Below are 9,408 nucleotides of genomic sequence, written 5' to 3'. Positions count from 1 at the left end.
CGAGGGCGGGCCCGGGAGTCCGGGCCCGCCCTCGGCGGTTCGTGGGGGAGCGGCGTCTCAGCGGACCGCGTCCACCACCTGGCGCTGCTCGGCGAACAGGCAGCGGCTCGGGTGGTCCGTGCCCTCGCGGAGCTCCAGGTCGGGCTCCGTGGTGGCGCACAGGTCCACGGCCTTCCAGCAGCGGGTGCGGAAGCGGCAGCCCGACGGCGGGTTGGCGGGAGAGGGCACGTCGCCCTCGAGGCGGATCTGGTCGCGCTTGCCGCGCATCTCCGGGTCCGGCACCGGCACCGCCGAGAGCAGCGCCTGCGTGTACGGGTGCACCGGGCGGGAGTAGATCTGGTCCTCGTCGCCCAGCTCCACGATGCGGCCCAGGTACATCACGGCCACGCGGTCGGAGATGTGGCGCACCACCGAGAGGTCGTGGGCCACGAAGATGTAGGCCAGACCGAGCTCGCTCTGGAGCTCCTCCATGAGGTTGACGACCTGCGCCTGCACCGAGACGTCGAGCGCGGAGACCGGCTCGTCGCAGACCAGCACCTCGGGGTTGAGGGCCAGGCCGCGGGCGATGCCGATGCGCTGCCGCTGACCACCGGAGAACTGGTGGGGGTAGCGGTTGATGTGCTCGGGGTTCAGGCCCACCAGCTCGATGAGCTCCTTGACGCGCGCGGTCCGCTTGCCGCGGTCCAGCACGTCGGGGTGGATCTTGAACGGCTCACCGATGATGTCGCCGACCGTCATGCGCGGGTCGAGCGAGGTGTACGGGTCCTGCAGCACCATCTGCACGTTGCGGCGCATCTCGCGGAACTCGCGGGAGTTCATCTGCGCCACGTCGCGGCCCTTGAAGAACAGCTGGCCCTCGGTGGGCTTCTCCAGGGACATGATGAGGCGGCCCAAGGTGGACTTGCCGCAGCCGGACTCGCCCACCACGCCGAGGGTCTCGCCCCGGTACAGGTCGAAGTCCACGCCGTCGACGGCGCGCACGTGGCCGTACGTGCGCTTGAACACGCCCTTGGTGAGCGGGTAGTGGCGCTTGAGGCCACGGCCGCTGATGACGGGCGTCTCACCCGCGCGGTCGGGGCGCACGCCAGCGGCCACGACCTCGTCCACACCGGCCTCCAGGGACCGGGTCACCGGGTGGCCCTTCTGGTCCACCAGGCCCTCGCTGGCCACCGGGGTGCGGTCCTCGGCCAGGGCGTGGCTCCCGGTTGCGTGGGCGTCGGCGCGCTCCACGTCCTCGCGGCGCCTGTCGTCAGATCCCAGCACGCTGGCTCCCATCGAGCGTCTCCTTCCAGAAGTGGCACGCCGAGGCGCGCTCCGGGGCGAAGCGCTCCAGCGGCGGGCGCTCGGTACGGCAGACGTCCTGCGCGTACGGGCACCGCGGGTTGAAGGCGCAGCCCGGGGGGATGTTCGTCAGCATCGGGGGCAGGCCCTCGATGGCGGTGAGCTTCTGGCCCTTCTGGTCCACGCGCGGGATCGAGGCCAGCAGGCGCTCGGTGTACGGGTGGGCCGGGGCCTTGTACAGGTCGCGCGCGGGCGCCTGCTCCACGATGCGGCCGGCGTACATCACGGCGATCTGGTCGGCGACGTCGGCCACCACGCCCAGGTCGTGCGTGATGAGGATCAGGCCCATGTTCATCTCGCGCTGCAGCTCCTCGAGGAGCTCCATCACCTGGGCCTGCACCGTCACGTCGAGCGCAGTGGTCGGCTCGTCGGCGATGAGCACCTCCGGGTCCAGCGCAATTGCCATCGCGATCATGATGCGCTGGCGCATGCCGCCGGAGAACTCGTGCGGGTAGTTGTTCACGCGCTCGCGGGCGGCCGGGATGCGCACGCGGTCCATCAGCTCGATGGCGCGCTCCGTGGCCTCCTTCTTGCCCATCTTGCGGTGCACGCGGAACATCTCCGCGATCTGCGCACCCACCGGGAACACCGGGTTCAGGGCCGAGAGGGAGTCCTGGAAGATCATGGAGATCTTGTCGCCACGGTAGGTGCGGCGCTCGGACTCCTTCATCGCCAGCAGGTCCTTGCCGCGGAAGCGGACCTGGCCGCCGGTGATCCTGCCGGGGGGCGAGTCGAGGATGCCCATGATCGCCTGAGCGGTCACGGACTTGCCCGATCCGGACTCGCCCAGGACGGCCAGGGTCTCACCGGCGCGCAGGCTGTAGTTCACGCCGTTGACGGCCTTGGCCACGCCGGCCTTGGTGTGGAACTCGACCTGGAGGTCCTCGACCTCCAGGAGCAGCTCGCCCTGCCGGGCACGGTCGGTGCCGGCGGCGCGAGTGGGCTGCGTGGGGGGATTCGTGTCGGTCATGTCGGTGCTCCTCATCGCAGCTTCGGGTCGAGGGCGTCACGCACCGCGTCGCCGAGGAGCATGAAGCTCAGCACGCAGAGCGAGAGGGCCAGGGACGGCCAGACCATGATCTCCGGGTTGGTCCGCAGCACGCGCTGGGCCTCGGAGATGTCACCGCCCCACGAGACGACCTTCTCGGTGTCCAGTCCGATGCCCAGGTAGCTCAGCGTGGCCTCGGCCACGATGAACATGCCCAGCGAGATCGTCGCGATGACGATCACCGGGGCGATGGCGTTGGGGATGATGTGGTTCACGATGATGCGGCCCGTGCTCGCGCCCATCGAGCGGGCGGCGGTCACGTAGTCGGCCTGCTTGGCCTGCAGCACCGAACCGCGCATGATGCGGGCCACGGAGGTCCAGCCGAAGATCGTGAGCATCAGGGCCACGGTGGGGATGTTGCGGCCGAGCCAGCCGAAGCCGGGCAGGTCGATGTGCTCCACCATCGACATCACGACGATGCCGGCGAGCAGCAGGGGGATGGCCAGGAAGGTGTCGAGGATGCGGGAGAGGACCGCGTCCACCCAACCGCCGAAGTAGCCGGCGATTGCGCCGATGGCCCCGCCGAGCAGCACCACGCCGGCGGTGGTGAGCAGGCCCACGAGGATCGAGGCCCGGGCGCCGTGGACGACGCGGGCCCAGATGTCGTGGCCCTGCTGGTCGAAGCCCAGCGGGTGACCGGGCTCGGCCGGCTCGAGCGAGTTCATGATGCTCTGCGCCTGCGGGTCCACCGACGTGAACAGGGTGGGGAACAGGGACATCGCAGCCATGACGAGGATCAGGAGCGCACTCACCACGAACATCGGGTTGCGGATGAGGTCCGCCCAGGCGTCCTGCGCGAGCGACCGGGGCTTGCCGACGACCGCGTTCGCGTCGCCCATCGCCTGCGCCTGCTCGGCGGCTGCGGTCGGGTTCTGGTCCGGGTCGGCCGAGAGGCGGTCGCCGTCGGCGCGACTGGCCGGCTCATGCTCGAGGTCGTACTGCGACTCGGTGAGCTCTGCTGGGTGCTGGGTGTGGTCAGTCAAGGCGGATCCTCGGGTCGAGAACGGCGTAGAGCAGGTCCACGATCAGGTTGGCGACCAGGTAGACGAAGATCAGCACCGTCACGAAGGAGACGACGGTGGCGTTCTCGCCGGCGATGATCGCGCGGTAGATCTGGTTGCCCACGCCCGGGACGTTGAAGATGCCCTCGGTGACGATGGCGCCGCCCATGAGCGCGCCGAGGTCGGTGCCGAGGAAGGTCACCACGGGGATGAGCGAGTTGCGCAGCAGGTGCACGCCGATGATGCGGTGCTTCGGCAGCCCCTTGGCCAGTGCGGTCTTCACGTAGTCGGCGGACTTGTTCTCCACGATGGAGGTGCGCATGAGGCGTGCGATGTACGCCACGGACATGGCGGCCAGCACCAGGCCCGGCAGCAGCAGGTTCGACCAGGAGGCCTCGCCGCCCACGGTGGGTTCGAACACGCCCCAGCGCAGGCCCAGGTAGAACTGGGCCAGGAAGCCGAGCACGAACACCGGGATGGAGATCACCAGCAGGGTGAGCAGCAGGGCGGCGGTGTCGAGGAAGGTACCGCGCTTGAGGCCCGCGACGAGACCGATCGGGACACCGATGAGGATCTCCAGCACCCACGCGATGAGGGCCAGTCGGATGGTCACGGGGAAGGTCTCACCCATGACGTCCAGGACCGGGCGGCCGGTGAAGGTCTCACCGAAGTCGAGGGTCAGCACGCCCTGGAGGTAGTAGCCGTACTGGACGAGCAGCGGCTCGTCGAGGTGGTGTTCCTCGTTGAACTTCTTGACGAAGGTCGGGTCGCAGCCGCGGTCGCCGCACATCGCGGCGGCGGCGTCTCCGGGCAGGCCGTAGACCATGGCGTACAGCAACAGCGTTGCCAGGATGAACACGGGGATCATCTGGAGCAATCGCCGGAGCACATAGGTACCCACAACTTTCTCCTCAAGTTGTCGAGTGCACGGGGCAGGGGTGGCGCCGGACCGTGGGGTCCGACGATCGTGCAACGTCGGAACAGTACAGGGCCAGTGAGGCGTGGATCACAGGACACGCCTGCGGCGCACGACTGTGGGGGACCCGGTCGGGTCCCCCACAGTCGTGTCATGTGGTGCCGGGAGGGGCTCCCGACGTGGCGTCAGTTCTTGACGATGTTGTGGTACTCAGCCACGCCGAAGACGTCGAAGCGGACGTTGCTGACGGCGTCGGAGCGGCCGCCGGTCACGTTGGAGTACCACAGCGGGATGACCGGGGCGTCCTCGACGAGGATCTTCTCGGCCTCCTTGTACTTCTTGAGCGACTCCTCCTCGCTCTTGGCGGCGTCACCCTCCTCCAGGAGCTTGTCGAACTCCTTGTTGGAGTAGTCGCCGTCGTTGGAGGAGGCGCCCGTCTTGTACAGCGGGGTGAGGAAGTTCTCCAGGGCCGGGTAGTCCATCTGCCAGCCGGTGCGGAAGGCGCCCTTCATCTTCTTCTCGGTCACGTCGTCGCGCAGGGCCTTGAAGGCCGGGTAGGCCTTGCCCTTGCACTCGATGCCGAGCGCGTTGGAGATCTCACCGCAGACCGCGTCGACCCAGCCCTTGTGCGGGCCGTCGGAGTTGTAGGCGATGGTCAGGGGGCCACCGGACCAGCCGCCGGCCTCCTCGAGCAGCTGCTTGGCCTTCTCGTCGTCGTGGGCGCACAGGTCGCCGCACACGGTGTCGTCGTAGCCCTTGACGACGGGGGAGGAGAAGTCCTTGGCCGGGATGCGGGACCCGGAGAACAGCTTCTGCGTGATGCCCTCGCGGTCGATGGACATCGAGATGGCCTTGCGGATCTTCTTGGCCTTGTCGCTGTCGCCGGCGTAGGGGGCGTCGGCGTACATCGGGAAGGAGAAGGACTGGAAGACACCGGACGGCTGGTTGATGGCGCGGTCGCCCAGGTCGGTCTGGAAGGTCGAGAGGGCGGTGTCCGGCACGGAGTCGAGGATGTCGAGCTTGCCGGCCTGCAGGTCGGTGTAGGCGGGGTCCGGGGTCTGGTAGAACTTCAGCTCCACGCCGCCGTTCTTCGGCTTCTTCTCACCCACGTACTCGGGGTTCTTCACGAGCTTGGCGCCCTGGTTGTGGGTCCACTTCTCGACCATGTACGGACCGTTGCCGATCGGCTTCTCGCCGAAGGCCTTGGGGTCCTCGAAGAACTTCTCCGGTAGCGGCGCGAAGGCGGTGTAGCCGAGGCGCTGCGGGAAGGCGGCGTAGGGCTGCTCGAGGGTCACCTGGAAGGTCGTGTCGTCGATGACCTTCAGACCCTTCATGGTCTTGGCCTTGGCCTTGGCGCCCTCCTCGGAGGGGTACACGTCGGTGTAGCCGGCGATGGGCTCGAAGAAGTAGGAGGCCAGGTTGTTGTTGTCGATGTGGGCGCCCCAGTTCCAGGCGTCGACGAACGACTTGGCGGTCACCTTGGTGCCGTCGGAGAACTTGCGGTCGCCCTTGATCTTGATGGTCCAGGTCTTCTTGTCCTTGGACTCGATCGACTCGGCGACGTCGTTGACGAGGTTGCCCTCGTTGTCGTAGTCGACGAGCTTGGCGAAGGCCATGTCGAGGATCTTGCCGCCACCCGTCTCGACGGTCGCGGCAGGGATCAGCGGCTTCTGCGGCTCGGAGCCGTTCGCCGTGATGATCTTGTCGTTGCCCTTGGCGTTCTCGTCGATCGGGGGCTGCGAGGCGGTCTGGCTTCCCTTCCCCTCGTCTGAGCCGCCGGACTCCCCGCCGCCGCATGCGGTCAGGGTGAGGGACAGGGCTGCCGCGCCCGCCGCGCCGGCCAGCCACTTGTTGCGCTTGATCGCCATGGAATCTCCTGTAGCAGTAGGGACACCGCGGCCGGGACCGCAGCGACGCCCACCCTAAGCACCTGTGAGGCCCCTCACCTGCCGATCTGCCGGGTCGTTACCCAACTGAGACCAAAAGGCAGGTGAGGGGCCCGGCAGGAGCGGTGCCGGCTCAGTGCCCGGGGGAGACCGACTCCCGGTCGGCGGCGACGTTGTCCGTCTCGTCGGGCTGCGTGAGCGCGTGCATGAGGTCCATGACCTCCCGGCGGTTGGCCTCCGGCACGCCGCCCCAGCCGAGCTCGTAGCCGTAGATCTCGCGCAGGGTCCGGCCCTCGCGGGTTCCCCACATGAGCTCGAGGTCGTCACAGGTGACGAAGCCCGGGTGGGGCACGCCGACGGCCTCGGACAGCTTGAGCAGCTGGGCGCGCAGGGCGCGGATGTAGTTGGCCGCGCGCAGCGACTTGGACGGGACGTCCAGGCCGCGCTCCAGCCACTTGTTCTGGGTGGCCACGCCGGTGGGGCAGCCACCGGTGTGGCACTTCTGCGCCTGGATGCAGCCGACCGACATCATCGCCTCGCGGGCCACGTAGAGCATGTCGGCGCCCATCGCCATCGCGACGATGGCGTTGGAGGGCAGGCCCAGCTTGCCGGCACCGATGAAGGTGACGTCGTCGGTGATGCCGGCGCGGGCGAAGGTGGAGTACACGCGGGCGAAGCCGAGGCGGAAGGGCAGGGCCACGTGGTCGCTGAACAGCAGCGGGGCGGCGCCGGTGCCGCCCTCGCCGCCGTCGACGGTGATGAAGTCGACGCCGCGGGTGCGATCGATCATGCGGTCGGCGAGCTCCTCCCACATGCCCATCTCGCCGATGGCCGCCTTGATGCCCACCGGCAGGCCAGTGGCCTCGGCGATCTCCTCGACGACGTCCAGCATGGAGTCGACGTCGCGGAAGGCGCTGTGGCGCGAGGGGGAGGCGACGTCCTCACCCACCGGCACACCGCGGATGGCGGCGATCTCCGGGGTGACCTTCTCGCCGGGGAGCATTCCGCCCAGGCCCGGCTTGGCGCCCTGCGAGAGCTTGATCTCGATGGCGCGCACCGGGTTGGCCTGGGTGAGCTCCACCAGGCGGGGGATGGACAGGCGCCCCTTCTCGTCGCGGCAGCCGAAGTAGCCGGTGCCCACCTGGTAGATGAGGTCACCGCCCTGCTTGTGGTGCTCGGACAGGCCGCCCTCGCCGGTGTTCTGCATTGCACCGGCCATGCGCACGCCGTTGTTCAGCGCCTGGACGGCGTGGCCCGAGAGGGAGCCGTAGCTCATGGCCGAGACGTTCACGATGGAGTCGGGACGGAAGGCGTGACGGCGCCCACGGGGGCCGCCGAGCACCTTGGCCGAGGGGAGGCGCGCCGGGTCGCCCTTGTGGCCGTGCGAGGTGGGCGGGGCCTCGGTGCTGAAGGTGCGGTGCTTGACCACCAGCCAGCCCTCGTCGAACTCGACGTTGTTGTCGGTGCCGAATCCCTTGTAGGTGTTCTGCTCCTTGGCGGCGGCGTAGATCCACGAGCGCTCGTCGCGGTCGAAGGGTCGCTCCTCGTTGTTCATCGCCACGATGTACTGCCGCAGCTCGGGGCCGATGGTCTCCAGGGCGAAGCGGGCGTTGCCGAGCACCGGGAAGGTGCGCAGGATGGCGTGCTTCTTCTGGAACGCGTTCTGGGCCGCCCAGCCGGCGAGGCCGAGGGCAGGGATGGCCAGTGCCTTGATGGGGTGCATGCGCCCGTTCTACCAGTCCGGGCGCGAGGCGCCACCCGGGCCGTCAGGTGTGGTGGGGCACTGCGCCGGGAGTGCGTAAAATGACCCACTGCCCACCTCGACCGCGCCGCTGCGGCCCGCGGGTGGCCGACGGACATCCCCGACGACACGCAAAGGACGCGCCTCGTGGCAACGACGAACGACCTGAAGAACGGCATGGTGCTCAACCTGGAGGGCCAGCTCTGGCAGGTCCAGGAGTTCCAGCACGTCAAGCCCGGCAAGGGGCCGGCCTTCGTGCGCACCAAGATCAAGAACGTGCTCTCGGGCAAGATCGTCGACAAGACCTTCAACGCCGGCACCAAGGTCGAGACCGCCAACGTGGACCGCCGCGACATGCAGTACCTGTACAACGACGGCGACTCCTACATCTTCATGGACACCCGCGACTACGAGCAGCTCCCGGTGTCGGCCGAGATCGTGGGCGACGCCTCCCGGTTCATGCTCGAGAACCAGGAGGTGCTCGTGGCCACGCACGAGGGCACCCCGCTCTACATCGAGCTGCCGCCGAGCGTGGAGCTGCGCATCACCCACACCGATCCGGGCCTGCAGGGCGATCGCTCCACCGGTGGCACCAAGCCCGCCACCCTGGAGACCGGCGCCGAGATCCAGGTGCCGCTCTTCCTGGAGTCCGACACGGTCGTCAAGGTCGACACCCGCGACGGCTCGTACATCAGCCGCGTCTCCTGATGGCAGCCCGCTCCAAGGCCCGCAAGCGGGCCGTCGACCTGCTCTTCGAGGCCGAGCAGCGCGGCCTCAACGTGGAGGCCCTCATGGGCACCCGCCGTGCCGAGGCCGACCCGCAGGTGCCGGTGCCGCAGTTCACCGTGGACCTCGTGGAGGGCGTGGTGGCGCACTGGGCGTCCATCAACGACGCCCTCTCGGCCTGGTCCCAGGGCTGGTCGCTGGAGCGCATGCCGGCCGTCGACCGCGCGATCCTCCGCCTGGGCGTCTACGAGATCGTCTGGGTGGAGGACGTGCCGGACGCGGTGGCCATCAGCGAGGCCGTGAACCTCGCCTCCCACCTGTCCACCGACGACTCGCCGAACTTCGTCTCCGGCCTGCTCACCCGCATCAGCCAGATGAAGGCCACCGTCGTGTGACCCGACAGTGGCACCCCGCCGCCCGTGGCCTAGGCTGGGCGGCGTCCGACATCCTTTAAGCGACTGTCCCGTGAGGCAGGCAAGGAGGTCACGATGGGGCACACCCCCACTGTGCGTACGGTCCTGGACGACCAGGACATCACCCGCGCCATCCGCCGGATGGCCCACGAGGTGCTGGAGCGCAACGACGGCGCCGGTGACCTCGTCCTGCTCGGCATCCCCACCCGCGGTCTGCCGCTGGCCCGTCGCCTGGCTGATGCCGTCCGCGCCATCGAGGGCGTCGACGTGCCCTGCGGCGCGGTCGACCCCGCCGGCCACCGCGACGACCGCGAGCCGGGCGGTCCCACCCCGGCC

The 9,408-nt window shown here is 68.9% G+C and carries 9 protein-coding genes; 3 read left to right on the top strand and 6 right to left on the bottom strand.

The genetic code is table 11. The features are described 5' to 3' along the window. Positions 1-57 precede the first annotated feature (57 nt). The 6 genes from HMPREF3099_RS00075 to HMPREF3099_RS00050 form a co-directional block, all read right to left on the bottom strand. Positions 58-1,275 carry an ABC transporter ATP-binding protein gene (locus HMPREF3099_RS00075; RefSeq protein WP_237769675.1) on the bottom strand — a complete coding sequence of 406 codons (1,218 nt, stop codon included), beginning with the start codon at positions 1,273-1,275 and terminating at the stop codon, positions 58-60. Continuing rightward, on the bottom strand, positions 1,250-2,311 hold the full coding sequence (locus HMPREF3099_RS00070) for an ABC transporter ATP-binding protein (protein WP_237769674.1): 1,062 nt from the start codon (positions 2,309-2,311) through the stop codon (positions 1,250-1,252). The genes HMPREF3099_RS00075 and HMPREF3099_RS00070 overlap by 26 nt, the downstream gene beginning before the upstream one ends. A gap of 11 nt (positions 2,312-2,322) precedes the next feature. Further along, a complete protein-coding gene (locus HMPREF3099_RS00065) occupies positions 2,323-3,372 on the bottom strand; it encodes an ABC transporter permease (RefSeq protein WP_070703183.1) in 1,050 nt (349 codons plus the stop codon). Continuing rightward, positions 3,365-4,291 carry an ABC transporter permease gene (locus HMPREF3099_RS00060; RefSeq protein WP_101849724.1) on the bottom strand — a complete coding sequence of 309 codons (927 nt, stop codon included), beginning with the start codon at positions 4,289-4,291 and terminating at the stop codon, positions 3,365-3,367. The genes HMPREF3099_RS00065 and HMPREF3099_RS00060 overlap by 8 nt, the downstream gene beginning before the upstream one ends. Positions 4,292-4,491: 200 nt before the next feature. Then, positions 4,492-6,174, bottom strand: coding sequence for a peptide ABC transporter substrate-binding protein (locus HMPREF3099_RS00055; RefSeq protein ID WP_070703182.1), 1,683 nt, complete (start codon positions 6,172-6,174; stop codon positions 4,492-4,494). Positions 6,175-6,325: 151 nt separating this feature from the next. Then, complete coding sequence (locus HMPREF3099_RS00050) at positions 6,326-7,915, bottom strand: FMN-binding glutamate synthase family protein (protein ID WP_070703181.1); 1,590 nt, start codon at positions 7,913-7,915, stop codon at positions 6,326-6,328. 165 nt (positions 7,916-8,080) lie between these two features. Here HMPREF3099_RS00050 and efp point away from each other — a divergent pair, with 165 nt between their 5' ends. From efp to HMPREF3099_RS00035, 3 genes are all read left to right on the top strand, one after another. Beyond that, positions 8,081-8,641 carry an elongation factor P gene (gene efp, locus HMPREF3099_RS00045; protein WP_070703180.1) on the top strand — a complete coding sequence of 187 codons (561 nt, stop codon included), beginning with the start codon at positions 8,081-8,083 and terminating at the stop codon, positions 8,639-8,641. Further along, positions 8,641-9,054 carry a transcription antitermination factor NusB gene (gene nusB, locus HMPREF3099_RS00040; protein ID WP_070703179.1) on the top strand — a complete coding sequence of 138 codons (414 nt, stop codon included), beginning with the start codon at positions 8,641-8,643 and terminating at the stop codon, positions 9,052-9,054. Before efp ends, nusB begins: the two co-directional genes overlap by 1 nt. Positions 9,055-9,147: 93 nt before the next feature. Further along, a partial coding sequence (locus tag HMPREF3099_RS00035) for a phosphoribosyltransferase family protein (protein WP_256374405.1) occupies positions 9,148-9,408 on the top strand: 261 nt, incomplete at its 3' end.

The sequence above is a fragment of the Kytococcus sp. HMSC28H12 genome, assembly GCF_001816045.1.
Lineage (GTDB): Bacteria > Actinomycetota > Actinomycetes > Actinomycetales > Dermatophilaceae > Kytococcus > Kytococcus schroeteri.
Note: the sequence above shows the minus strand (reverse complement) of the source record. Positions and strands in the feature narration are given on the sequence as shown.